Source organism: Oleiphilus sp. HI0125 (genome assembly GCF_001635355.1).
On record NZ_LWGF01001302.1, the window covers coordinates 1 to 963 of the forward strand.

The window sequence follows — 963 nt, forward strand, 5'->3', positions numbered from 1 at the left end:
TATTTTTCGCTACCACACAATGCAGTGTGCTCAAGGATATGCGCCACACCTGTATTGTCAGTCGGAACAGTCTTTAGTCCTACCAAGAAAACATTCTCATCGTTCTCTGAAGCAAAGTGTAAATGTCGTGCTCCGGTGCCTTTGTGCACGTACTCTTCAGCATCTACGGCGAGAGATTCAATACGTTGTTTTCTTACAAATTCAAATTGCGGGTGGCTCATTGATCATTAACACCTTATGGTTGGCCAGACTGAACTGTTGATTGAATTAAGCTGTGAAGATTAACACTGTGACAAGCAAGTGTTTATCTTGCAAGAGACAGAGACTTATTAGCATTCGTTTATAGTGACATTTTTTCGAACTTCAACTCCAAGCTTATACGTACCACTCAAAAACAATGGTTTTGTGACAAAACAAGCAAAACCCCGCAGTTAACAAGCAAAATCAATACTTTATGTCTAGACTCCAATTAATGTGAGGAGTACAAAGACCTACTCATTTTTGTTGGCCAAACCAAAGCAATGCATTAGACGTAGCCAAACACAAACGTAGTCTCGAGTTAGTCGAGTGTGTAAACGCTAAAACAGGACCCATTCATGGTCGATATTAGACCTTTATTGTTCATCAATTTTTTACTCGCCCTTCTCTTAGCAAGCGCAGGTATCGTTCATTTACACGACACTAATGCTGCGAGCACTTCTGAAGTACCACAAGTTGCTGAAGAATTAGTCGAACCAGAACTTGAGTCAGAAAAACCAGAACCAGAAAGCTCGGTTGAAACTGATGAGAACATCGTAGTCAGTGATTCCGATGACGCTCCAATCTTCGCTGATCAAGTTCCATCAACAGCTTCTACGCAGACACCTAAAACAGCTCCGCCTGTAGCAACACCTGCAACACCAGTTGCGATTAGCGGAAAACTCACCGTACGCTCCAATGTGTATGGAGATACCGTACTCATCA

At 42.2% G+C, this 963-nt stretch carries 1 protein-coding gene and 1 pseudogene; one reads left to right on the forward strand and one right to left on the reverse strand.

Going from position 1 to position 963, the window contains the following annotated elements; translation table 11 throughout:
• A partial coding sequence (locus A3762_RS22470; protein WP_156493677.1) for a hypothetical protein occupies positions 1 to 221 on the reverse strand: 221 nt, incomplete at its 3' end.
• Between the two features lie 375 nt (positions 222 to 596).
• On the opposite strand from A3762_RS22470, the pseudogene A3762_RS22475 reads away from it, so the two are divergent.
• A pseudogene (locus tag A3762_RS22475) lies at positions 597 to 963 on the forward strand (hypothetical protein); the annotation flags it as partial.